The organism is Antarcticirhabdus aurantiaca (genome assembly GCF_009765365.1).
GTDB classification, from domain to species: domain Bacteria; phylum Pseudomonadota; class Alphaproteobacteria; order Rhizobiales; family Rhizobiaceae; genus Antarcticirhabdus; species Antarcticirhabdus aurantiaca.
The window spans coordinates 143369-165673 of sequence record NZ_VTOM01000008.1 but is presented as its reverse complement, the minus strand read 5'-3'; the positions used below and the strand labels follow the sequence as shown (position 1 = coordinate 165673).

Sequence of the window (22305 nt, the reverse complement as noted above, 5' to 3'; positions counted from 1 at the left end):
CGCAAGTTTCTGACGAGGGGGTTAACATGCGGAACGCGCTTCGCGCCCTGGTGATCGGTCTGGCCGTATCGGCAGCACCGGTGCTTGGCATGCCTGCTTTCGCACAAGTTGCCGCCGATCACGCTGGACTTGCATCGGCCTACAACAACCAGACCGATCAGGACTTCCGCAAGGGCCTCCAGATGCGGCTCGCCTGGACGGGCGACTATGCCGGCACCTTCGACGGCCGCATCGGTCCGGCTTCGCTGCGCGCCATCCGCGATTTCCAGGCCCGCCACGGGATGAAGGCCGACGGCATCATCTCCGAGCCGTTCCTGCGCATGCTCGTGTCCAAGTCCGACGAGGCGCAGGACGCCGTCGGCCTCGGCTACGTCGACGATCCGGAGACCGGTGCCCGCATGGCGCTGCCCCTCGGCCTCGTCGAGGATCGCGGCCGGAGCGAGGTCGGGCATCTCTGGCGCTCGGCGAACGGCGGCATCGAGATCGAGCTCGTGCGCATCGCCGAGGCTGGTCAGACGATGGAGGGCCTCTACGGCATCCTGTCGTCGTCCACCCCGACCCGCACCGTCCTGTCCGCGGCTCGCGGCGACGACTGGTTCATCGTTTCCGGCGAGGATCGCGGCCGCGCCTACTACATCCGCTTCGCCGACCGCGGCGGCGACCTGCGCGGTTTCTCCGCCTCCTACGTGGATGCCGAGGCCGAGCGGATCGCGCCCTACGTCGCGGTGGCCGCGAACCTCTTCCAGCCCTTTGCCGGCGAGCCGCGCGGCGCGCTCGTCGCCGAGGCCAAGCCCCCGCTCAAGTTCTCCGATCTCCTGAGCCCGGTGCCGGGCGGCGCGGAGCGCGGCGAGCCGGCGCGCTACGCCATGGCCTATGCCGACCCCGCCAAGCCCAATCTCTTCGAGCTGCCGGACGACCGCGGCGCCGACCGAGCCGAGGCGGGCGTCGCCCCGAACTTCGACACGCCGCCGATGCCGGGTTTCGACATGTCGGGCACGGGCTTCCTCGTCTCGGAGGACGGCTGGCTCCTGACCAACGCCCACGTCGTTCGGGCCTGCAAGTCGGTGCTCGTCGCCGGCCACGGTGCCGCGGTCGAGACGCGCGTCGACGAAGATCACGACCTCGCGCTGATCCGGGTCGAGGGTGCGCTCGATGCTGCGCCGCTCGCCATCTCCGAGGAAAAGCCGCGCCTCGGCGAGGACATCCTCGCGCTCGGCTTCCCCCTGCGCTCGATCCTGGCCGACTCGCTCAACGTCACCCGCGGCAACGTTTCCTCGCTGCTCGGCCTGATGAACGACGAGCGCTACCTGCAGATCTCGGCCGCCGTGCAGCCCGGCAATTCCGGCGGGCCGCTGGTCGACCTCGCGGGCCGCGTCATCGGCGTCGTGACCGCCAAGCTCAACGCGGTGGCCGTCGCCGACGTCACCGGGGACATCCCGCAGTCGGTCAACTTCGCGATCCGCCCGGATGCGGCCGCCGCCTTCCTCCGCCAGAACGCCGTGTCCTTCACCGTGGCCGATCCGGCAGCGACGCCCGAGAGCGTCCCGGACGCGACGGCCCGGGTCAAGGACGCCATCATGCCGGTCCTGTGCATCAACAATTGAAGTGCCGGGACGAGCGATGACGCGGGGCGCGGCATGGATGCCGCGCCCTTCTTTTTCGTCCATCGGTCAGGGTCTGACCAGCGCCTTGGCGAGCTTTGCGGAATCGACCGGCTTCTCGCAGAGCGGCACGCTCTGATAGGTCGTGGGAATCGACCAGCGCTCGTAGCCCGTCGAGAAGACGAAGGGCACGCCCCGCGTCCGGAGCGCTTCCGCCAGCGGAAACACCATCTCGCCGCGCAGGTTGATGTCCAGAACGGCGCCGTCGAGCGGCTTGTCGTCGCCGAGGAGTTCGAAGGCCTCGGACAGCGAGGGCACCGGCCCGACCACCTCCGCGCCGAAGAACTTGAAATCCAGCGCCATCTCGTCGGCGACGAGAAACTCGTCTTCCGCGATCAGGATGCGCAATCCCTTGAGGTTCGGCGGCTGGACGAAGCGGCGGTCGGCGAAGCCTGTCGTCATTGCGTGTCTCCCCTCTGCCGCGACGACCCGAGCGGGAGGTCGATCGTGCAGCGCACGCCTCCTTCGGACAGTTCGTACGCGACGGCGGCGTGCAGTTGGTAGGGCAGCGAGCGCTCGATCAGCAGCCGCCCGTAGCCGCCGCCGCGCGGCGGCGCGTCGGGCGCTGGCACGTTCGGCACGCCGCTCTCGATCCACTCGACGTGGAGGCGACGGGCCCCCGCCTCGTTCAGGTCCGCACGCCAGCGCACCGACAAGCGGCCGTCCGGCGCGGCGAGCGCGCCGTACTTCACGGCATTGGTGGCAAGCTCGTGGATGGCGAGAGCGAAGGTCTGCACGCTCGCGGAGCGCAGGCGGACGTCGGCCGGTCCGTCCAGGACGATCCGGCCGCCGACGTCCTCCAGCGCGCCGCGCGCGCCGAGTTCGGTGAGGATCAGCGTGTCGAAGGTGACGCGCTCGCCGTGCTCCAGCTTCGACAGGAGCCCGTTGATGCGCGACAAGGCGGCGAGCCGCTCGCGAAAGGGCGGAAGAAAGGCTTCGAGGGAGTTCGCGCCCGCCGCCGTGCGGTCCGCCATCGCGCGGACGACGCCGAGAAGGTTGCGGGTGCGGTGCTGCAGTTCGGCGAGAAGAAGGGTTTGGCGCTCCTGAAGCTGGCGCATGTCGTCGACGTCGGTCGACGTGCCCAGCCACTCGATGATCCGCCCGGTCTCGTCGCGGATCGGCAGAGCGCGCGACTGAAACCAGCGGTAGCGCCCCTCCCCCGCGTCGTAGAGGCGCGTCTCCATGTCGAGGTAGGAGGAGCCGTCGGCGTTGCGCCAGCCCTCAAGGGCCGGCCCGCGGTCGTCGGGATGCAGCGCCGCCAGCCAGCCGAAGCCGTGGCTCAAGGCGCCCTTCTGTCCCGTATACTTGCCCCATTGGGGGCTCGCCCAGGTCCATTCGCCGCCGAGCGCCGCCCGCCAGATGAGCTGCGGAATACCCTCGACAACGCTCCGCAGGCGGCGGCGGTTGTCGCGCAGGCGCTTTTCCGCCTCGCGGCGCTTGGTGACGTCCGCGCCGATCTTGATGAAGCCGTGCCCGTCGCTCGAACCGCTGCTGCGCAGGCGGCGAACCGACCCCTCGATGAAGATCCGGCGTTCGTCCTTGCGCAAGTGCCAGCGCGTGTTGGTCGCGACGCCGTGACGACGCGCCTCGTCCCGCTCGCGCTGCGGCGCCTCATTGGCGCGGTCCTCGGGCGTGAAGGTGATCGCGACGTCCTGCCCGATCATCTCCGCCTCGCTCCAGCCGAACACCGCCTGGGCGCCGGCTGGCCAGGACGTCACGATTCCGTCGGCGTCGATGGTGAAGATCGCGTAATCGAGCGCGCTTTCCAGGATCAGCCGGTGCCGCTCCTCGCTCGCCTCCAGCGCCTGCTCGGTGCGATGGCGAGCCGTGGTGTCGACGCCGAGGCTCAGGAAGCCGCCGACGGCTCCGCTCTCCAGCCGGATCGGTGTCCAGCTCGCCACGACCTCGGGGCGGCTCACACTGTTGCCGGGACCGGCGAGGTCGGGAAGCCGGCCGTCCAAGGCCTGCGTCGCGCCGGACAGGACGGCTTCGATACGGGGCCGAAGCTCCTCGAAGATCTCGGGCCAGACCTCCGCGAAGGGCCGGCCGAGCCCCACGGGATGCCGGTGTCCCATGAGGGTCGCATAGCCGTCATTGTAGAGAAGACGACATGCCGGTCCCCAGGCGACCGCGGCCGGCTCGCGCATTTCGAGCGCCAGCCCCAAGGTCGTCTTCAGGCTCGGCGGCCAGCTTCCGATCGCTCCCAGCGGCGTGTCGCACCAGTCCCGCTCGCGGATATAGCGCGCCATGCCGTTGTCCCCGGGTGGCCAGCGCTCCGAACCGGCCCCTTCGCCAGCATCCATGATACTTGCCCCGCGCGCGGATCCGCCCCGTCATTCATAGGATGGCACTGGCAAGTATTTACAACAAAAGGACGCTTAGCCGCAAAATCGTGCGCGGCTGCCCATATGTTCAGGTTATGCCAAACCGTGCTCCGGACCGCCACGATCGCCCGTGGCGGTCCGCCATGGGCGACGGATCGGGCGCGACGCGGGGCGCGTCCGGGTCGCTTCAGCGCCAGCCGAGCGCGGGCGCCACATGGGTCAGGATCGCTTCGACGACGTGGGCATTGTAGTCGACGCCGAGCTGGTTCGGCACGGTGAGGAGCAGCGTGTCGGCTTCCGCGATCGCCTCGTCGCCGCGCAGCTGCTCGATCAGCCGATCCGGCTCGTCCGCATAGGTCCTGCCGAACACGGCCCGCATGTTGTCGATGACGCCGACCTGATCGCTGTCGTTGCCGCGCCCGAAAAAGGCGCGATCCTGGTCGTTCACCAGGGCGAAGATCGAACGCGACACGGAAACCCGCGGCTCGCGGGCATGTCCGGCTTGCTGCCAGGCCTCGCGGAAGCTGCGGATCTGCTTGGCCTGCTGGACGTGGAACGGCTCGCCCGTCTCGTCCTCCTTGAGGGTCGAACTCTGGAGGTTCATGCCCTGCTTCGCCGCCCAGACGGCTGTCGCGTTGGAAGCCGATCCCCACCAGATCCGGTCGCGCAGGCCATCCGAATGCGGCTCAATGCGCAGGAGACCCGGCGGGTTCGGGAACATCGGGCGCGGATTGGGCTCGGCGAAGCCTTCGCCCTTCAGCACCTGCATGAGGACTTCCGCGTGGCGCCGGCCCATGTCGGCATCGGTTTCGCCCTCGGCCGGCGCGTAGCCGAAGTAGCGCCAGCCGTCGATCACCTGCTCCGGCGAGCCGCGGCTGATGCCGAGCTGCAGCCGGCCGCCGCTGATGAGGTCGGCCGCGCCCGCATCCTCGGCCATGTAGAGCGGGTTCTCGTAGCGCATGTCGATGACGCCGGTACCGATCTCGATGCGCCGGGTGCGCGCGCCCACCGCCGCCAGCAGCGGAAAGGGCGAGGCGAGCTGGCGGGCGAAGTGATGGACGCGGAAATAGGCGCCGTCGAGGCCGAGCTCCTCCGCGGCCACCGCGAGGTCGATGGACTGCAACAGCGTGTCGCCGGCCGAGCGCGTGCCCGACCGCTGCGACGGCGACCAGTGCCCGAAGGACAGAAATCCGATCTTTTTCATGCGGCGTCTCCTGCAAGGCGCACCGGTAGCCGAGCGTTCGGCCCTCGCCTTTCGGCAAGAGATACGTGGCCGGCCACGCCGGCATAACCCTCGGGGATCGCGATGCAGAGTTCGCGATCATCGAACGCTCGCGCAGCGCGCATCCGGATCGGATAGCGTCGCGTCCGCAAACAACGTCCATCGGCCGCATCCGCAGACACGTTCGGCGCCCGCTTCGATCACGCCCAGTCGCTCGCACTACGTCGATTCGGATGAGCATCTCACCAGATCTTATAATTTTATAATTTTCATGCACCCCAATCCGGCACCAAAGACTGCGACCTGGACACTACATGCACGCTGCACGCGACCAACACCGCCTAACTAATCTTGCAGGAACAGCAGCGTCTCCGGACGAATTGTTCGGGATATGCAGGAGGTTTCCAGCGATGACTAGAGACCGATCCAATACGATTCGCGGCGAACAACAGGACGAGAAGCGTCTTCTGAGCACCGAGGAGATCGTCAAGCGTCCCTTCGAGCCCGATCCCGACGCGCTCCCGACGAGGTTCAGGCTCGACGATCTCGGCAGGGCCACCAACTGATGCAGGGCGACCGGCGCCCGCGTCCGGGCTGCGGCAGGCGAGACCGCCCGAGGAGGCCAGGATGACGAGTGTCGACATCGGTTCCGCGAAGGTCACGCTCCCTGGAGCCGACAGAACGGTCCGGGAGCGTCGCTCCCGCGCGGCCCGGCCGCACGTCGTGGTCGTCGGCGCCGGCTTCGGCGGCCTGGAGGTGGCGCGGGCGCTGGGCGCGGCCGGCGTGCCGGTCACGGTGATCGACCGGCGCAACCACCATTTGTTCCAGCCCCTTCTCTACCAGGTGGCGACGGCCGCGCTGTCGGCGCCCGACGTCGCCGAGCCGATCCGCAAGATCCTCGGGCGCTATCCCTCGGTCCAGGTGCTCTTCGGCGAGGTGGAAGCGATCGATCCCGCCGCGCGGACGCTGCGCCTCACCTGCGGCAAGGCGATCGGCTTCGACAGCCTGGTGCTCGCCAGCGGGGCGACCCACAGCTATTTCGGACACGACGAATGGGCGCGCTGGGCTCCCGGCCTCAAGACGATCGAGGACGCGCGCACCATCCGCTCGCGGCTGCTTCTCGCCTTCGAGCGCGCCGAGCGCGAGACCGATCCCGCCGAGCAGCACCGGCTGACGAGCATCGCGATCATCGGCGGCGGCCCGACCGGCGTCGAACTCGCCGGCTCGATCGCCGAACTCAGCCGCTACACGCTCGTGCGCGACTTCCGCAACATCAGCCCGGCGGCGACCCGGATCAGCCTGATCGAAGCCGGGCCGCGGCTTCTCGGCGGCTTCTCGGAAAAGGCGTCCGCCTATGCCCGGGCGCGCCTCGAAAAGCTGGGCGTCACCGTCCGCACCGGCGAGGCCGTTGAGGACATCGGCGAAACCGCGATCACGGTCGGGGGACGGCGCGAGCCGGTCGGCCTCGTGATCTGGGCGGCGGGCGTGCGCGCCTCGCCGCTCGCCCGTCAGCTCGGCGCGGCGACGGACAGGGCCGGGCGCATCGTCGTGGAACCCACCCTCGCCGTGCCCGGCCTTGAGGGGATCTACGCGCTCGGCGACGTCGCGAGTTTCGCGGCCGAGGACGGACGGCCGCTTCCCGGCCTCGCGCAGGTCGCCAAGCAGCAGGGCATCCATCTCGGCCGCGGCCTGGCGCGCCACGCGGAGACGGGCGCGCCGATCGAACCGTTCCGCTACGAGAGCCGGGGAAACGCCGCGATCGTCGGCCGGCACGCCGCCGTCTTCGAGCACGGGCGCCGCAAGATCAAAGGCTTAGCTGCCTGGATCGCCTGGGCGATCGTCCACGTCTACCTGCTGGTCGGCTTCCAGCATCGCCTTCTCGTCTCGATGCAGTGGTTCTGGCGCTATCTGACCTACGAGCGCGGCGCCCGGTTGATCGCCGACGACGTTTCGGAACAGCCGGGTCCCTCGCTGCCCCGCTCCCGCGGCCCGACCGCGCCCGTGACGGCGGCCGGCCCCGGGCCGACACCCGCGCCTCGCCAGCTCGCCTCCTGAGCGCTCGCGACGGCGCGCGGAGAAGCGGCGAGCGCCGAACAGGGCGGCGCAAGGTCCGGGGCGGAACGTCCTTGTCTCGCCCGGCGCGCGCCGCTAGGCGTCGAGACGACCGATCCCAACCGCCTTTCCCGACGAGCTGATGACAACCCTTCCGACGTCGTTCCGCATGGAGCCAGAAGCCGAGGCGGCGCAGGCGCCGGCGGCAAACAACGAACCGCGCGCCGCCACCCGGCACGCGCGGGCGGACGAGCGTTCATCGGCATGAGCCCCGCCTCGGTTCTGCGCCCGGAAGGCTACCGCTCGGCGTCCTGCTCCTGCGGCCAGCTGCGGATTCTCGTGCGCGGCGAGCCGCTCGGCGTCGGGGTCTGTCACTGCCTCTCCTGCCAGCGGCGCACCGGAAGCGTCTTCGCGACGCTCGCGGCCTTCTCCCCGCCCTACCAGGTGAAGGGAACCGCCACCGACTACGTGCGCCTGGGCGACGGCGGCACGGCGTTCCGCTTCCGCTTCTGCCCGGTCTGCGGCACCAACCTCTTCCACACGGAGGACGGCGTCCCGGACTCGGCCGTCCTCATCGCGGTCGGCGGCTTCGCCGATCCGAGCTTCCCGGCGCCCGAGGATTCGATCTACGACTGCCGCCGTCATTCGTGGGTTCGCATGCCCCGGGGCGCCACCGTCTACGACAAGGACCCCGCCTAACGGGAGGGATCGGCGCTCGATCATCGCCGATGTCCCGGCTCTCCGGGCCCGGAGAAGGGACGCAGGAGTTGCGCCGCGTCGGTGCGCGACGTGATAGGAGCGGCGAAGCGCGCCGCCGCGCGGACAAGTCAGGAGTCGAGCGTGACGAACAGGCAGGATCGGCGCTACGCGGCCAAGCTCGCCCGGCAGGCCGCCAAGCGGGGCAAGACGCCCGCGGAGCGCGCTCTGTTCGGGGCGGCGGCGGCCTACTCGGCCGACCGGCCGATGGAACTCGACTTCGCACTTCCCGATCTCGACGAAGCTTGGCGGCGCCTGGAGCCCGAACTGCGCGACCTACTGGAGGACGGCTACGACGAGTTCCGGCGGGACGTCTTCGCGGAGGCCGCCTGGGGGCGGATGGTGGCGACCTCGCCGTCCGGAAACGAGCACGAGTTCGATCTCGAGCCGATCCTCTTCCCCGTCACCGGCACGCGCGGCGACATCCTCACCTTCGCGAACGATCCGGCGAGCCTCGCGGTTCTCGCCGCCTCGCTGCGCGCCTCCGGCATGTTCGCCGAGGAAGCCGCGATCGTCATCCTGCCGACGCTTCTGGCGCCGGACGCCGCGGACCTCCTGGCCGTCGGACCCGCGACCGCCGCGCGCCTGACGACGGACCTTGCCGCGCTGTTCCAGGACACGGCGTCGAGCAAGGCGGACGCTCTTGCCGCGGCCGAGGAGGCGGTGCGCTCCGCGGACCTGCCCCTGATCGCGGCGGGTGCGGACGGGGAGCCGGTATCCTGCCTGCTTCTCGGGATCTGCCTCGCGCCGCCCGAGGACTGGGACGTGTCGGACGAGGAGGCCGAAGCGCGAAGCCTCGCGATATCAGCCACCCGCGCGTCCTGGCTCGACAGCTTCGCCGCGGAACTGCCCTTCCGCCTCGGCGAGCCGGTTCTTTGGCACGAGGCCGGGTCCTCGCTCGCCTGGCACGCCGCGCTCGGGGAGATCGAAACGGCTTCGGCCCGCCGCGGCCTGAGCGAGCCCGCTACCCGGATCCATGCCTGCCTCGTTCCCGAAACGGGCGACGCCGTTCTCGTCGCGCAGAGCTGCGACACCTATCTCGGCCCGTTCCACGCGCCCGGCCCGCTCGTCATGACCGACGTCGACGGCTTCGCCGGTCTGGCCGAGCATTATGCCGGCGAACTGGTCGAATACGAGCGGGTCGAGGAGGTTCTCCGCCTGACCGCGGGCGCGTAACGGCTCCAGAGGCCGCAGCCTCGAACCCGGTCGGTTCGATGGCCGAGACGGCTTCCGGTGCCCGCTCGTCCCCTCGCCTCAGGCGCCCGGCGGCATGGATCGGCCGTGCTGCCGCTCCACTTCGGCATCGATGCGCCTGGCCTGCGCGTCGATCGCCGGGGTCAAAATCTCGGCGAAGTCCTCGATCGTGTAGAACGGGCGGATCTCGACGTCCGAATCCGACAACTGCGGATTCGGGCAGCGCTTCACCCACTCGACGGCCTGTTCCATCGAGTCGACCTCCCAGATCCAGAAGCCGGCGACGAGTTCGCTGATCGCCGCGAACGGTCCCTTGGTGACCGTGCGCCGGCTGCCCGAGAAGTGGACGCGCACGCCCTGCGACGTGGGCTTCAGCCCATCGCCGGAGACGAGGACGCCGGCCTTCGTCAGCTCCTCGTTGAAGTTCATCATCGCTTCGAGCAGTTCGGGCGGCGGCATCCGGCCCGCCTCGCTGTCGGCATCCGCCTTGACCAGCACCATCACGCGCATCGCGTCCCTCCCAGTCGATGTTACGAGCACGGAGGATCAAAGCTCGCCCGGCGCCTGCCAGCAAGAGTTTTCTCCGCGGACCTCCGGACCGCGAGCTGAACTCCTTTTGTTCAGGCGGACACTCGCAAGCGGCAAGTCGGCCGAACGTCCCGATCGCGACGGAGGCCCGACGGAGGAAAAAATGTCCAGCAACGAAGCCGGGAGAACGGCCGCTGTTCTCCCCATGCCCAGGCTTCAAGCATTTCTACGTACCAAGGCGGTGGAAGGGAACGTTAGGAGGAATCCTGGATACTAGAGGCATGATCAGCAGGATTGTGCCCTCCATGTCTTTCCATCCCTCGCGGAGGCGCGCGCTCGGCATCCTCGCGGTCGCCTCGTTCCTAGCGGCCACCTCCCGCGCCGTTGCGGCACCCTCCGTCCTTCCCCGTCCGCTCGGCAAACCGATCCTGCGCGTCGGCGGGAGGATCAAGGTCGTCAACGACGGCATGGAAGCCGTCTTCGACAGGGACATGCTGGAAGCGCTCGGCGCCCGCAGCTTCGCCACCGCCACCCCCTGGACCGAGGGCGTCCCCGTCTGGGAGGGCGTGCCGCTCTCCGTCCTCATGGACCACCTGGGTGCCGAGGGCACGACGATCCGCGCCACGGCCCTCAACGACTACGTCACCGAACTCCCCATGAAGGAATTGGCCTCGGATGGGGCGATCCTCGCCATGCGCCGCGACGGACAGCCGATGCCCGTCTCCGACAAGGGTCCCCTGTTCGTCGTTTATCCGTTCGACCAGCGCCGGGATCTGAAGCGCCAGGACGTTTTCGCGCGCTGCGCCTGGCAGCTCGCGCGCCTCGACGTCTTCTGATCATCCGCCCCATGGCCCGCATGCGTCGCAGATTTCGCTTCCGAAGCGGCTGGGAGATCCCGCTCGTCGGCGCCACATCGGCGATGGCGCTGGCCGCGATCGGCATGCTGTTCGCGGGCGCCCAGCATGTCGGCCGGATCTCGAGGTCGACCGAGAACAACGTCGTCTACCAGGTCATGGCGACCGCGCCCGAACTGACGCGGCTCCAGGCGACGATCGCCGCCCGCTTCATGCCTCACAGCGAGGTGACCGACGAGGACGTCGCCCTTCGCCTCGACATCGTGCTCAACCGCATGGAGGTTCTGGCGGCGAACGACTCCCAGGAATTGAGCCGGGACGATCCCGAAGCGTCGTTCCTGGTGGAGGAGATGCGAAGCGTCGTGCGGTCCGTCACGCCCACGATCGAGACCCTGCGCACCGAAACCGATGCGCTGAAGGCCCTGGCCGCCCTCGAGCCCCTGAACGCCAAGGCGGCGCGCTTGGCATCTCTCACGACGTCGATCGCCTCGCGCCGGGTCGCCGAAGGCGAGTGGCGGCTGAGCTGGATCTTTCGCACCATCACGGCGCAGGTCGTCTGCCTGACCCTGTCGGGCCTGGCCCTGGTCCTGCTCCTGCGCCGGATGCGGCAGCGGGCCCGGCATGCCGCCGAGATCGATCCCCTCACTGGACTGGCGAGCCGCGGCTCCTTCAACGAAGCGCTCGAAGGGGCCGCCGAGGCAAGCCCGCAACTCGGCTCGATCGCCGTGCTCATGCTCGATCTCGATCTGTTCAAGCATGTCAACGATACGCTCGGCCACGCCGCGGGCGACGCGCTGCTGCGCGAGACCGCCGAACGCCTGCGGCCCGTCCTGACGGATGCCGCCTCCCTCGCCCGGCTCGGGGGCGACGAGTTCGCAGCGCTGTTCGTCGGACCGGGCGCCGGAAACCGGGCAACCGAATGCGCCCGGCACGTCATGGGCTGCTTCGACCGGCCGTTTCTTCCCGCGGGCGTGCCCGTCGCGATCTCGGCGAGCATCGGCGTGTCCGTGCTCGGCGCCGACGACAAGGGACCGGCCGATCTCCTCAAGGGGGCGGACCTTGCCCTCTACGCCGCGAAGGACAAGCAGCGCGGCACGCTGCGGATCTGCGATGCCTCGCTCAAGACGGCCTATGCCGCGCGTCGCGCGCTTTCGATGGACCTGGAGCACGCGGTCGAGCGCGGCGAGCTGTTTCTCGCATTCCAGCCGATCGTCAGCCTCGTCACCGGCCGGACGGAGAGCTTCGAAGCGCTGCTGCGCTGGCGGCATCCGTCCCGGGGCGTCGTTTGGCCGGCCGACTTCATCCCGATCGCCGAGGACACCGGCCTCATCCTGCCCATCGGACGATGGGTGATCCGAGAGGCCTGCCGCAGCGTTTCGGACTGGCCCGACGATGTCCGCATCGCCATCAACCTCTCGGCCCGTCAGTTCTCGGACCCGAGCCTCATCGCCAGCATCGCCGACGCGGCGTCCGAACACGGCATCGAGCCGAACCGGCTGACGCTCGAAATCACCGAGTCGACCTTGATCGGCGACGACGGGGCGGCTCTCGCGACCCTCGACGCCCTGCGCCGGACGGGCATCCGCACCGCGCTCGACGACTTCGGGACCGGCTATGCCTCTCTCAGCTATCTGACGCGCTTCCCCTTCGACACCATCAAGATCGATCGCAGCTTCGTGCAGGGCTCGTGCGAAAGCGCCAATCACCAGGTGGTGGTCCGGGCGATCTGCGGCCTCGCCGCCGATCTCGGCGTCGAGACGGTGGCAGAAGGCGTGGAAACGCAGGACCATGCCGAACTCGCTAGCGCCCTCGGATGCGACTTCGGGCAAGGCTTCCTTTTCGACCGCCCCTTGTCCCCGATCGACTGCGCGGCGCGCTTGGCGCGCGAGCGCCTTGGGGAGGTCCAGGCGCGCCGTGGGGCGCGGCCGATGCCGGCTCCCGACGACGCCCGGACGCAGATCGCACGTCCGGCCGGGGCATGACGCGCAGTCCGGAGCGGACGGCGCCTCGGGGAAGAGGATGGGCGATGATGACGCCTGGCGGTGCTGGAAAGGGCCTCGGCAGGCACGCCTCGCATCATCAACCGTTGGGGTCCTTGCCTTTTAGCGATTGACGCTCGGGGTTGCTGCAACACGTTTGGGGCAACGTATCCGAGGGGGAAATCAATGTCGCTTCAACAGGGTGGTGGAGGCGGTTCGGCCGCCGACCTTTTTCCAACGCGCGTGCTGGGCCGCCCCGCCGTGCGGGAGCTTCCGGCACCGCCCGCCAACATGCGCCGGATCATCGGTCCCGGCATCGTCGCCGCCGGCGTCGGTCTCTCCTCCGGCGAGTTCATCCTTTATCCCTACATCGCCAGCCAGGTCGGCATGGCCTTCGTCTGGGCCGCGCTGCTCGGCGTGATGACGCAGTTCTTCCTGAACATGGAGATCGAGCGCTACACGCTCGCCACCGGCGAGACCGTACTCACCGGCTTCAGCCGCTTCTGGCGCCACTGGGGTCTCGTCTTCGCGCTGCTCGCCTATTTCGCCAATCTCTGGCCCGGCTGGGCGACGAGCTCGGCGACCATGCTGTCCTACATCGTCGGCGGCGAGCCGCGCTGGATCGCCATCGGCCTCCTGGTCGCGATCGGGCTCATCCTGACGCTGGCTCCCGTCGTCTACGTCATGCTCGAGCGGCTGCAGATGGTGAAGATCGCGGCGGTCGGCCTGCTGATCGTCATCGCCTCGATCTTCGTCATCAATGCCGAGGACTGGGCGGCGCTGCCGCAGATCGCGACGACCGCCTCGATCCCGGTCGAGGAGCTGGGCTTCGCCCTGCTTCTCGGCGCGCTCGCCTTCGCCGGAGCCGGCGGCGGCCAGAACCTCTGCCAGTCCAACTGGATCCGCGACAAGGGCTTCGGAATGGGCTCCTATGTCCCCCGGATCACCAGTCCCGTCACCGGCCAGCCGGAGGCGGCGCCCTCGATCGGATTCGTGTTCGAGCCGACGGCTGAGAACATGGCACGCTGGCAGCGCTGGTGGCGGTTCGCGAACTGGGAGCAGATGCTCACCTTCGTTCTCATCACCTTCATCACGATCACCTTCACCTCGCTCCTGGCCTATTCCACGGTCTTCGGCGAGGAGGGCCTCGCCAACTCCGTCGCCTTCGTGGAACGCGAGGGACAGGTGCTGGCCGAGCGGGCCGGCGGATGGTTCGGCGTGCTGTTCTGGTTCATCGGCGCCTTCTCGCTGTTCGGCGCGGCGACGGGCATCGTCGACTATACGAGCCGGCTCGCGGCCGACGTCCTGCGGACCTCCTACCTCAAGGACAAGAACGAGAGCCGGCTCTACTTCTGGCTCGTCTGGGGGCTCGTCGCGGTGGGCGTGGTCGTGCTCCTCGCCGGCCTCACGCAGCCGCTGGTGCTGCTCGTGATCTCCGCCTGCGTAGGCGGCCTGATGATGTTCATCTATTCGGGCCTCCTGATCCTCCTCAACCGGAAGGTCCTGGTGCCGGCGATCCGGCCCGGCGCCGGGCGGGTCGCCGCCCTCGTCTGGGCCTTCCTCCTGTTCGGCTTCCTGTCGGTCCTGACCGTTCTCCAACAGTTGCCGAAGCTCTGGGGAGCCGACTGAGGGCCGATTCCACGATCGCGCGGCAAGGGGTCGGCGGCCGAGAGGCCGCCGACCCCTTGCCGCCCGCGGAACAGCCTCGAATTCCGGCAAACGCGCAAGAAGTGACCATATGATCGGCCGATTGACCGGAGTTGTTAACGTAAGCCGGCCAATAGTTGGGTAGCAACGGAGGGCGCGAATCGCCCTGTCCGGCGCCCTTCCAATCATCAACGATCATGGATCACCAATGTCGGGCTCACGGTTTCGGCTCTCGATTCGTGCCAAGGTAGTCGCGCTCGCCCTGTCGGGGCTGGCCGTGGTTTCGGTCGTCAACGTCTGGCAGTCGCGCCAAGCGGCGGTGGACGACGCGCATATAAAGTCGTCCGCGCGGCTCAGCTCGAACATCCGCGTCGCTTGGCGCATGCTCAATCCCGACAACGAGGTCTTCTCGGTCGAGAACGGCGTCCTGAAGCTCGGCTCGCGTCCCCTCAACAACGATACCAAGGCAGTCGACGCGATCCAGTCTCTGGTCGGCGGTGCGGCGACGATCCTCCTCGGCGACACGCGCGTGGCAACCAGCGTGCGCATGCCCGACGGATCGCGGGCGGTCGGCACCAAGCTGACCTCGGCCGAGGTCGAAGCCACCGTTCTCAAGGGCGGTCAGCCGTATCGCGGCGAGGCCGAGATCCTCGGCACCCCCTATTTCACCGCCTACGATCCCATCAAGGATGCGTCCGGCCAGACGATCGGCATGCTTCTCGTCGGGCTCGAACAGGGAATCTATCTCGACGGAATCAGCGCGACTCTGCGCACGATGCTCGTGTCGAACCTGTTGATCGCGGCGATCGCGGGCCTCGCCATCTTCTTCGTCACCGGCCCGATGTTCCGGCCGCTGCAGCTGGTCCGAACCGCCCTCGGCCGCATGTCGCAGGGCGACCTCAGCGTGCCCGTCGAGCGTTCGCGCGCCTCGGACGAGATCGGCGACCTGCAGAACGCCGCCGCCGCCATGTCGTCCAGCCTGTCGTCGATCGTTTCGGACGTGCGCAGCTCGGCCGCGCAGGTCGCCTCCGGCTCGGCCCTGTCGGCGCAGACGGCCGAGCAGCTCTCCTCCGGCTCGACCGAGCAGGCGGCGGCTTCCGAGCAGGCCTCGGCCGCGGTCGAGGAGATGACCGCCAACGTTCGCCAGAACGCCGACAACGCCGCCCAGACCGAGAAGATCGCGACGCAGGCGAACGTCAACGCCGAGAAGACCGGCACCGCCGTCGCCCACTCGGTGGAAGCCATGCGCACCATCGCCGAGAAGATCACGGTGGTGCAGGAGATCGCCCGCCAGACCGACCTCCTGGCCCTCAACGCCGCCATCGAGGCGGCGCGTGCCGGCTCTCACGGCAAGGGCTTTGCCGTCGTCGCGTCGGAAGTGCGCAAGCTCGCCGAGCGCAGCCAACAGGCGGCGGCCGAGATCGGCGAGCTGTCGGTGTCGACGCTGCAGGTGTCGGAGGAAGCGGGCGAGATGCTGCAGCGGCTCGTTCCCGACATTCGCCGCACGGCCGAGCTGGTGGGCGAGATCTCGGCGGCCTGCCGCGAGCAGTCGATCGGCATCGAGCAGATCAACCAGGCCATCCAGCAGCTCGACCAGGTGACGCAGCAGAATGCGGGAGCGGCCAACGAGATGACGGCAACGGCCGAGCAGCTCTCCGGCGAGGCGGCCAGCCTCAACGAGCGCGCGGGGTTCTTCCGGATCGACAATCCCGGCGAAGGCTCGACGTCGTCCGGTGCCCTCACGCAGCCCGCTTCGTCCGCGCGGCCGACGCCCGCAGGCACCGACGTGCGGGCGCTTCAGGAGCGCGCCGCCGCCTTCAAGCCCGCGCCGCGTTCGCGCGGCCGCTCGGATGGGGACGACGCGTTCGAGCCGATGCCGAGCGATCGCCGCATCGCCTCCCGACGCTAGAGCGCGCCCGGCCGCCCGGCTCTGAGCCGGGCGCCGTCAGGCCTCGACGGCGCGAGCGTCGGGGCCGAAATCATCGAGGATCGCCGGCACCATGTCGGCGATCTCTCGGGCGAGGAAGCCGAGCCTTCCGACGCTCTTTGTCAGGCGCCGCCCGGCCTCGGCATGCACGAAGGTGCCCCATTGAAGCGCGAGGAGCGGCGGAGCGCCCCGCGCCAGGAACCCGCCGACGAGACCGGCCAGGACGTCGCCCGATCCCGACGTCGCGAGGCCGATGCCGCCGCCTTCGCAGAGCCGCGGGCTGCCACCGGCCTCGACCACGAGCGTGTCGCCGCCCTTCATCGCGACGGCGCCACCCGTCACGTTCGCGGCTTGGCCGGCGGCATCCGCGGGATCGTCGCAGACCGCCTGCTTCTCCCGGCCGAGAAAGGTCGCCATCTCCCCGGCATGGGGCGTGATCGCGACGCGTCCGCCGAGCGCCCGCAGTGCATGCCCCTCCGCGCGCAGGCCCGTCAGCGCGGCGGCGTCGATCAGGAAACGCGCGTCGCCGTTCATCTCGAACAGGGCAAGGGCGATGCGCCGCGCGCCGTCGTCGTCGATCATGCCGGGGCCTACGACGATGGCGTGCGCCTTCTCGGCGCAGCGACGCAGCGCCGAGGCGGACACGGGATCGATATCGCCCTCGGGCGTTTCCAGCAGGGCGAGGACGCGCGCTTCGGGCAGCGCCAGGGCCAGGCCGGTCGCCGCGGAGGCGACGGTCGCCACCTGGATCTTGCCCGCGCCCGCCCTCAGCGCCGCGATGCCGGCGAGGAGCACCGCGCCGGGCGTTTCCCGGGCGCCGCCGACGATGAGAATCGTGCCGCGCTCGTCCTTCGTCGCGCCCGGCGGCGGGTCCGGCAGGGGCGCCGATCGCAGGAACGCCCCGTCGATCCGTGGCCAGCGCGACGTCACGGCGCCGTCTCCTTCGCGTCCGGCTCGGCGGTGACGGGCGTCCCCTGCCGGCGCAGCGGGGCGGTGAAGTTGTAGCGCTGCAGGACGGGCGCGGATGCAGGCCCCGGCGAGGGGCGGCAGGCATACTCCGTCAGCCCGCAATTGGCGACGTCCCCGTCCCGGTCGATCGCCAGGATCTGCGCCTCATCCATGCCCTCGATGATGTAGCGCAGGCACAGGACGACGACCTGATGGCAGACAATCATCACGCGCTGCCCGCGATGATGGAGAGCGAGCGTTTCGAGGAGGCTGCGCAGCCGGAGGATCACGTCGCACCAGCTCTCGCCGCCCGGCGGGCGGTGGTAGAACTTGCCGAGAAGGCGTCGATGCTCCGCCTGATCGGGAAAGAGCTCGGCGATCCCGCCCGCCGTCAGCCGATCGAGGATCCCGAACTCCTTTTCGCGCAGGCGCTCGTCGAGGCGCGGCCGGGCGACGTCCAGGCGCCCCGCCCGCGCGATGATCTCGGCCGTTTCCCGGGCGCGGGCATAGGGGGAGGACAAAACGACCTCCGGACGCTCCTCTGCCGGCAACTCGGCGAGCCAGAGCCCGACGCTCTCCGCCTGCTCGCGGCCGAGCGGGCTCAAGGGCACGTCCATGTCGCGGTCGGCGATGTCGATGCGAGCCGAGCCGCCGGCGAGCGCGGCGTTGCGCGCGACGTTGCCGAGGCTCTCGCCGTGCCGCACGATCAGGAGGCGGGACGGCCAGAACGCTCCGGTCGGCGGTGCACCGCCGCTTCCCTCGAACTCCCGCTCGCCCGATGCCATCCTTCGCTCCCTAACGCCTCGTGCCGATCGCTGGGGAAGACGCGCCGGCGGCGCCGGTTCCGGGACGCGGCGGCATGGATGCGAAGCCGGCTCTGCATCCTCGCCGAACGGGAAGGCGTCTCGATCAGACCGCGCCGCTGAAGTTCGCCGTCGCCTCGGTGCGGAAGCGGTCGAACACCGCGGCGACGAGCCGGACGAAGGGGCGGCCGGCTCGCGTGACCGCGACCATTCCCTCGCGCACCTCCACGAGCCCGTCGGCGACGAGCGGGCGCAGGAGCGCGATCTCGTCGCCGAAGCGGGGTGCATCGCCGCCGAGTTCGGCGCGGAAGCGGCACATCAGGCTCTCGATGATGGCCGCCCTGACCCGGTCGTCGCCCGTCGCGGCATGGCCGCGGGCGGTCGCGAGATCGCCGGCGGCGATCCGCTCGTGCCAGCCGCTGATCGAGCCGAGGTTCTGCGCGAAGCCGCCCGGCAGTTGCGACACGGCCGACGGCCCGAAGCCGATCAGCGTGCTGCATGCGTCGTCCGTATAGCCCTGGAAGTTGCGCCGCAGGGAACCGCCGCGCACCGCCGCGGCCAGGGGATCGCAGAGCCGCGCGTAGTGATCGATGCCGATGGCCTGGTAGCCGTGGGCCTGGAAGCGCGCGGCGATCGTCGCGGATTGCGCGAACCGCTCGCGCGCGCCTGGCAGCGCCGACGCGTCGACGAGCCGCTGGTTGGCCCGCCGCTGCGGCAGGTGCGCGTAGCCGTAGGCCGCGACGCGGTCCGGCCCAAGGGCGATCACCGCCTCGCAGGTCCGCGCGAGGCTGTTCTCGCTCTGGTGCGGCAGACCGTAGATGAGGTCGAGGTTGAGCCTCCGAATGCCGGCCGAACGGACCAGCCGCACGGCCGCTTCCACTGTCTCGATGGGCTGGACGCGGCCGATCGCGGCCTGGACGCGGGGCTCGACGTCCTGGACGCCGAGGCTCACCCGGTTGAAGCCGAGCCCTGCCAGCCCGTCGCAGAGCGCCGCGTCGACGAAGCGCGGGTCGAGTTCGATCGAGCGCTCCGCTTGAGGATCGACATCGAAGCGCTCGCCGAGCGCGCCGACGACCGCCGCCAGCCCCTCGACGCCGAGGATCGAGGGCGTTCCGCCGCCGAAGGCGAGGCGCCCGATCGTCAGGCGGTTCGGGAGGCGATCGGCGACGAGCCGGATCTCGGCTCCAAGCGCCGCCCGGAGCGCCGCGACCGGCTCGTCCCGGCGCACTGCCTTGGCGTGGCAGCCGCAATAGGCGCAGATCTCGCGGCAGTAAGGGACGTGCAGATAGATCGAGACGGGCTCGGCCGGGTCGAGCGCGCCGAGCCATCGCGCGTGCTCGGCAGGCCCCACGGCAGCGGTGAAGTCCGCAGCCGTTGGATAGGAGGTGTAGCGGGGCGCCGTGCGCGCGCCATAGCGGGCGACGAGATCCTCGCTCATGGCGCGGCGCGCCGCCCCGGTTCGGGATCGCCGCGGCTGTCGATGTCCAGACCCGGCCGAACCGGCGCCAGGGCCGACAGCCGGCGATCCTCCTTCATCTCGAACCACATGGCGTTGAGGATCGCGAAGGCGCAGGCGAGACCGACGCCGAGAACCCAGGAAAAGTACCACATCGCGGCGAGCCTCCTTCAATAGGCGTTGGGGTTGCGGCCGATCGAGTCCGGCGTCACGGGCCCGCTCATCACGCGGTAGACCCAGGTCGTGTAGGCAAGGATCAGCGGCAGGAAGATCACCGTCGCGACCAGCATGACGAAGAGCGTCAGGTGGCTGGACGAGGCGTCCCAGACGGTGAGGCTCGTGTCCGGCGCGATCGAGGACGGCAGGAGGAAGGGAAACAGCGAAAGGCCGGCCGTCGACACGATGCCGACGATCGAGGCGCTGGTGGCGAGGATCGCCGTCGTCGATGCGCCGCGTCCCATGGCGTGCCGGGCGAGGAGCGGCCCGAAAAGGCCGAGCGCCGGGGCGATCAGCATCCAGGGATGGCGGCCGTAGTTGAGGATCCAGGCGCCGGCTTGCGTCGCCACCGTCTTGGCGAGCGGGTTGGAGGGCGCCGCCGCGTCCTGCACGCTCGTGACGACGTAGCCGTCCATGCCGAAGGCGACCCAGAGCCCGCCGAGACCGAAGAGCACCGTCGTCGTCGCCGCCGCCGCCCGGCCATAGCGTCGCGCCCGGACCGCGACCGGTCCCTCGCAGCGCGCCGCGATCACCGCGGCGCCGTGGGCGACGCACATGGACACGCTGACGAGGCCGGCGAGCAGCGCGAAGGGCGACAGGAGGCCGAAGAAGTTGCCCTCGTAGTGGGGCCGCAGCGTCGCGTCGAGGCCGAAGGGCACGCCGAGAAGCACGTTGCCGACCGCCACGCCCGCGATCAGCGCCGGCACGAAGCCGCCGACGAAGAGCGCCCAGTCCCAGGCCTCCCGCCAGCGCGGATCGGCGACCTTGCCGCGGAACTTGAAGCCGACCGGCCGCAGGATCAGCGCCAGGAGGATCGTGATCATGGCGAGATAGAAGCCGGAGAAGCTCGCCGCGTAGAGCGCCGGCCAGGCCGCGAAGATCGCTCCGCCGCCGAGGATCAGCCAGACCTGGTTGCCCTCCCAGGTCGGGCCGACGAGGTTGATGAGAACCCGCCGCTCCTCGTCGGTCCGCCCGACGAAGGGCAGGAGCGCGCCGACGCCGAGGTCGTAGCCGTCCATGATCGCGAAGCCGATGAGGAGGGTGCCGAGCAGCACCCACCAGACGAGACGCATGGTCTCGTAGTCGAGAGGTATGTTGGTCATGTCGCTTCGATCCTTGGGGGTCTGGGTCAGCGCGTTTCGGGCGCGGCGGCGGCGCCGGCCGGCACGGCGGAGCCGCCGGCGACCCCGTCGAGGAGGACGTTCGTCCGGCTCGGCCCCGCCTTAATGACCTTGAGCATCAGGATCACCATGATCACGGCGAGCGCGGTGTAGAGCGTGAGGAAGAAGCCGAGGCTGATCGCGAGGTCCGTCAGCGTCAGGCCGGAGGCGGCGTAGAAGGTCGGCAGGACGCCTTCCACGACCCAGGGCTGGCGGCCGTATTCGGCGATGAACCAGCCGGCCTCGATGGCGATCCACGGTGCCGGCAGGCTGAACAGCGCGATCCAGAGAAGCGTGCGGCTCTCGCCCAGCCGGTGCTTCGAGGCGAGCCAGAAGGCCACCGCGAAGAAGGCGATGAGGTAGAAGCCGAGCGCCACCATCACGCGGAAGCTCCAGAAGAGCGGCGCGACGCCGGGCACGGTGTCGAAGGCGGCCTGCGTGATCTCCTCGGGCGTGGCGTTGGCGACGTCCTCGCGGTAGCGCTTCAGGAGAAGCGCGTAGCCGAGGTCCTTCCAGGTGGCCGAGAAGGTCTCGCGCGCCGCCTGGTCCGAGCTGTCGGCGCGGATGGCCTGCAGCGCCTCGTAGGCGACCATGCCGTTGCGGATGCGATTGCCCGCGAGCTCGACGAGGTCGAGGATGCCGGGGATCTCGCCCGACAGCGAGCGGGTCGCGATGAGGCCGAGCGCATAGGGCACCTGGACCTCGAAGGAGTTCTCCTTGTCGCCGGGAATGGCGAAGAGGTTGAAGCCGGCGGGCGCGGGCTCGGTGTGCCACATGGCCTCCATCGCCGCGATCTTCATCTTCTGGTGCTCGGTCGCGGCGTAACCGCTCTCGTCGCCGAGGACGACCACCGAGAGCGCCGAGGCGAGGCCGAAGCTCGCCGCCACCGCCATGGAGCGTTTGGCGAGGTCGAGATGACGGCCGCGCAGCATGAACCAGGCCGAGATGCTCATCACGAACATCGCGCCCGTGACGTAGCCGGCCGAGACCGTGTGGACGAACTTCGCCTGCGCCACCGGATTGAAGATCACCGCCATGAAGTCGGTGATCTCCATGCGCATCGTGTCAGGATTGAAGGTCGAGCCGACCGGGTTCTGCATCCAGCCGTTGGCGATCAGGATCCAGAGGGCCGAGAAGTTCGCGCCCAGCGCCACGAGCCAGGTGACGCAGAGGTGTCCGATGCGGCTCAGGCGGTCCCAGCCGAAGAAGAAGAGGCCGATAAAGGTCGCTTCGAGGAAGAAGGCCATCAGGCCCTCGATCGCCAGCGGCGCGCCGAAGACGTCGCCGACATAATGCGAATAATAGCTCCAGTTCATGCCGAACTGGAATTCCATGACGATGCCAGTTGCGACGCCCATGGCGAAGTTGATGCCGAAGAGCGTGCCCCAGAAGAGCGTCATGCGCCGCCAGACCTCGCGGCCCGTCATCACGTAGACGCTCTCCATGATGGCCATCAGGAAGGACAGGCCGAGCGTCAGCGGCACGAAAAGGAAATGGTACATCGCCGTCGCCGCGAACTGCAGTCGCGACAGGTCGACGACCGTCATGTCGATCATCGGAAATCACCTCGCCGGGGGA

At 69.5% G+C, this 22305-nt stretch carries 19 protein-coding genes; 9 read left to right on the top strand and 10 right to left on the bottom strand.

Annotated features, from left to right (window positions below; genetic code table 11):
* The first annotated feature begins 26 nt into the window (after window positions 1–26).
* Complete coding sequence (locus tag FZN60_RS11845; protein ID WP_158873686.1) at window positions 27–1604, top strand: serine protease; 1578 nt, start codon at window positions 27–29, stop codon at window positions 1602–1604.
* Between the two features lie 66 nt (window positions 1605–1670).
* On the opposite strand, the gene FZN60_RS11840 is transcribed toward FZN60_RS11845, so the two are convergent.
* From FZN60_RS11840 to FZN60_RS11830, 3 genes are all read right to left on the bottom strand, one after another.
* Entirely contained in the window at window positions 1671–2063 is a 393-nt protein-coding gene (locus FZN60_RS11840; protein ID WP_158873685.1) for a response regulator, read from the bottom strand.
* Window positions 2060–3910: a PAS domain-containing HWE histidine kinase family protein gene (locus FZN60_RS11835; RefSeq protein ID WP_158873684.1), complete on the bottom strand. Its 1851-nt coding sequence runs from the start codon at window positions 3908–3910 to the stop codon at window positions 2060–2062. Before FZN60_RS11835 ends, FZN60_RS11840 begins: the two co-directional genes overlap by 4 nt.
* Before the next feature lie 262 nt (window positions 3911–4172).
* Window positions 4173–5189 (bottom strand): LLM class flavin-dependent oxidoreductase, encoded by a 1017-nt coding sequence (locus FZN60_RS11830; RefSeq protein WP_158873683.1) that lies wholly within the window; start codon window positions 5187–5189, stop codon window positions 4173–4175.
* 428 nt (window positions 5190–5617) lie between these two features.
* Here FZN60_RS11830 and FZN60_RS11825 point away from each other — a divergent pair, with 428 nt between their 5' ends.
* The 4 genes from FZN60_RS11825 (at window position 5618) to FZN60_RS11810 (ending at window position 9191) form a co-directional block, all read left to right on the top strand.
* Window positions 5618–5773, top strand: a complete 156-nt coding sequence (locus FZN60_RS11825) for a hypothetical protein (protein WP_158873682.1) — start codon at window positions 5618–5620, stop codon at window positions 5771–5773.
* A gap of 61 nt (window positions 5774–5834) precedes the next feature.
* The gene (locus FZN60_RS11820) at window positions 5835–7262 is read left to right on the top strand and encodes an NAD(P)/FAD-dependent oxidoreductase (RefSeq protein ID WP_158873681.1); all 1428 of its coding nucleotides are present in this window, start codon (window positions 5835–5837) and stop codon (window positions 7260–7262) included.
* Window positions 7263–7523: 261 nt separating this feature from the next.
* Window positions 7524–7958: a GFA family protein gene (locus tag FZN60_RS11815; protein ID WP_158873680.1), complete on the top strand. Its 435-nt coding sequence runs from the start codon at window positions 7524–7526 to the stop codon at window positions 7956–7958.
* Between the two features lie 141 nt (window positions 7959–8099).
* Window positions 8100–9191: a hypothetical protein gene (locus tag FZN60_RS11810; protein ID WP_158873679.1), complete on the top strand. Its 1092-nt coding sequence runs from the start codon at window positions 8100–8102 to the stop codon at window positions 9189–9191.
* Window positions 9192–9269: 78 nt separating this feature from the next.
* On the opposite strand, the gene FZN60_RS11805 is transcribed toward FZN60_RS11810, so the two are convergent.
* A complete protein-coding gene (locus FZN60_RS11805) occupies window positions 9270–9719 on the bottom strand; it encodes a YciI family protein (protein ID WP_158873678.1) in 450 nt (149 codons plus the stop codon).
* 323 nt (window positions 9720–10042) lie between these two features.
* Here FZN60_RS11805 and FZN60_RS11800 point away from each other — a divergent pair, with 323 nt between their 5' ends.
* The 4 genes from FZN60_RS11800 to FZN60_RS11785 all read left to right on the top strand — a co-directional run bounded on the left by FZN60_RS11800 (window position 10043) and on the right by FZN60_RS11785 (window position 16126).
* Window positions 10043–10573 (top strand): putative pterin-binding protein, encoded by a 531-nt coding sequence (locus FZN60_RS11800; RefSeq protein WP_158873677.1) that lies wholly within the window; start codon window positions 10043–10045, stop codon window positions 10571–10573.
* 20 nt (window positions 10574–10593) lie between these two features.
* Window positions 10594–12573, top strand: a complete 1980-nt coding sequence (locus FZN60_RS11795) for a putative bifunctional diguanylate cyclase/phosphodiesterase (protein WP_158873676.1) — start codon at window positions 10594–10596, stop codon at window positions 12571–12573.
* Between the two features lie 183 nt (window positions 12574–12756).
* Window positions 12757–14199 carry an Nramp family divalent metal transporter gene (locus tag FZN60_RS11790; RefSeq protein ID WP_158873675.1) on the top strand — a complete coding sequence of 481 codons (1443 nt, stop codon included), beginning with the start codon at window positions 12757–12759 and terminating at the stop codon, window positions 14197–14199.
* A 226-nt stretch (window positions 14200–14425) separates the two neighbouring features.
* Window positions 14426–16126 (top strand): methyl-accepting chemotaxis protein, encoded by a 1701-nt coding sequence (locus tag FZN60_RS11785; RefSeq protein ID WP_158873674.1) that lies wholly within the window; start codon window positions 14426–14428, stop codon window positions 16124–16126.
* Window positions 16127–16162: 36 nt separating this feature from the next.
* Here the strand turns inward: FZN60_RS11785 and FZN60_RS11780 are convergent, their stop codons facing one another.
* The 6 genes from FZN60_RS11780 to FZN60_RS11755 form a co-directional block, all read right to left on the bottom strand.
* Window positions 16163–17074: an NAD(P)H-hydrate dehydratase gene (locus FZN60_RS11780; protein WP_246726724.1), complete on the bottom strand. Its 912-nt coding sequence runs from the start codon at window positions 17072–17074 to the stop codon at window positions 16163–16165.
* Entirely contained in the window at window positions 17071–17877 is an 807-nt protein-coding gene (locus FZN60_RS11775) for a histidine phosphatase family protein (protein ID WP_158873673.1), read from the bottom strand. The genes FZN60_RS11780 and FZN60_RS11775 overlap by 4 nt, the downstream gene beginning before the upstream one ends.
* Window positions 17878–18001: 124 nt before the next feature.
* A complete protein-coding gene (gene hemN, locus FZN60_RS11770; protein WP_158873672.1) occupies window positions 18002–19333 on the bottom strand; it encodes an oxygen-independent coproporphyrinogen III oxidase in 1332 nt (443 codons plus the stop codon).
* Window positions 19330–19506: a cytochrome bd-I oxidase subunit CydX gene (gene cydX, locus FZN60_RS28905; RefSeq protein ID WP_246726723.1), complete on the bottom strand. Its 177-nt coding sequence runs from the start codon at window positions 19504–19506 to the stop codon at window positions 19330–19332. Before cydX ends, hemN begins: the two co-directional genes overlap by 4 nt.
* Before the next feature lie 15 nt (window positions 19507–19521).
* Window positions 19522–20670, bottom strand: coding sequence for a cytochrome d ubiquinol oxidase subunit II (cydB, locus tag FZN60_RS11760; protein ID WP_158873671.1), 1149 nt, complete (start codon window positions 20668–20670; stop codon window positions 19522–19524).
* A gap of 26 nt (window positions 20671–20696) precedes the next feature.
* A complete protein-coding gene (locus tag FZN60_RS11755; protein WP_158873670.1) occupies window positions 20697–22283 on the bottom strand; it encodes a cytochrome ubiquinol oxidase subunit I in 1587 nt (528 codons plus the stop codon).
* Window positions 22284–22305: the final 22 nt, after the last annotated feature.

Bases quoted from the DNA above. Each gene is read 5' to 3' on its own strand.
- FZN60_RS11805 (WP_158873678.1), bottom strand. From the start codon at position 9,719: ATGCGCGTGATGGTGCTGGTCAAGGCGGATGCCGACAGCGAGGCGGGC.
- FZN60_RS11845 (WP_158873686.1), top strand. From the start codon at position 27: ATGCGGAACGCGCTTCGCGCCCTGGTGATCGGTCTGGCCGTATCGGCA.
- FZN60_RS11820 (WP_158873681.1), top strand. From the start codon at position 5,835: ATGACGAGTGTCGACATCGGTTCCGCGAAGGTCACGCTCCCTGGAGCC.
- FZN60_RS11795 (WP_158873676.1), top strand. From the start codon at position 10,594: ATGCGTCGCAGATTTCGCTTCCGAAGCGGCTGGGAGATCCCGCTCGTC.
- FZN60_RS11840 (WP_158873685.1), bottom strand. From the start codon at position 2,063: ATGACGACAGGCTTCGCCGACCGCCGCTTCGTCCAGCCGCCGAACCTC.
- FZN60_RS11825 (WP_158873682.1), top strand. From the start codon at position 5,618: ATGACTAGAGACCGATCCAATACGATTCGCGGCGAACAACAGGACGAG.
- FZN60_RS11800 (WP_158873677.1), top strand. From the start codon at position 10,043: ATGTCTTTCCATCCCTCGCGGAGGCGCGCGCTCGGCATCCTCGCGGTC.
- hemN (WP_158873672.1), bottom strand. From the start codon at position 19,333: ATGAGCGAGGATCTCGTCGCCCGCTATGGCGCGCGCACGGCGCCCCGC.
- FZN60_RS11815 (WP_158873680.1), top strand. From the start codon at position 7,524: ATGAGCCCCGCCTCGGTTCTGCGCCCGGAAGGCTACCGCTCGGCGTCC.
- FZN60_RS11835 (WP_158873684.1), bottom strand. From the start codon at position 3,910: ATGGCGCGCTATATCCGCGAGCGGGACTGGTGCGACACGCCGCTGGGA.
- FZN60_RS11830 (WP_158873683.1), bottom strand. From the start codon at position 5,189: ATGAAAAAGATCGGATTTCTGTCCTTCGGGCACTGGTCGCCGTCGCAG.
- FZN60_RS11755 (WP_158873670.1), bottom strand. From the start codon at position 22,283: ATGATCGACATGACGGTCGTCGACCTGTCGCGACTGCAGTTCGCGGCG.
- FZN60_RS11775 (WP_158873673.1), bottom strand. From the start codon at position 17,877: ATGGCATCGGGCGAGCGGGAGTTCGAGGGAAGCGGCGGTGCACCGCCG.
- FZN60_RS11785 (WP_158873674.1), top strand. From the start codon at position 14,426: ATGTCGGGCTCACGGTTTCGGCTCTCGATTCGTGCCAAGGTAGTCGCG.
- FZN60_RS11790 (WP_158873675.1), top strand. From the start codon at position 12,757: ATGTCGCTTCAACAGGGTGGTGGAGGCGGTTCGGCCGCCGACCTTTTT.
- cydX (WP_246726723.1), bottom strand. From the start codon at position 19,506: ATGTGGTACTTTTCCTGGGTTCTCGGCGTCGGTCTCGCCTGCGCCTTC.
- cydB (WP_158873671.1), bottom strand. From the start codon at position 20,670: ATGACCAACATACCTCTCGACTACGAGACCATGCGTCTCGTCTGGTGG.